Annotated in this window: 1 protein-coding gene; it reads right to left on the minus strand. The window is 45.6% G+C overall.

Translation table 11 applies throughout. From position 1 onward, the window contains the following. The coding region (locus tag AAEZ09_RS28830; RefSeq protein ID WP_502947620.1) for an AMP-binding enzyme at window positions 1–250 on the minus strand (250 nt) is incomplete at both ends.

A 250-nucleotide genomic window follows, 5' to 3' on the forward strand; every position in this document is an offset into this window, starting at 1 on the left:
TTTCTGAATTTTGCCAGTGACGGTCATGGGGTATTGGTCGACAAACTTGATGTAGCGCGGCACTTTAAAATAGGCGAATTTTTCAGTTAGAAAATGACGAATATCGTCTTCGGTAATGTCGGCATTGGCGCGAACTTTAATCCAGGCGCACACCTCCTCACCATATTTGTCACTTTGCACGCCAAACACGGCGGCGTCTTGCACGTCCTTATGGCTGTAGAGCTTTTCTTCAATTTCTCGTGGGTAAATA

This window comes from Pseudomonas sp. 65/3-MNA-CIBAN-0223, assembly GCF_040310425.1.
GTDB classification, from domain to species: Bacteria; Pseudomonadota; Gammaproteobacteria; order Pseudomonadales; family Pseudomonadaceae; genus Aquipseudomonas; species Aquipseudomonas gregormendelii.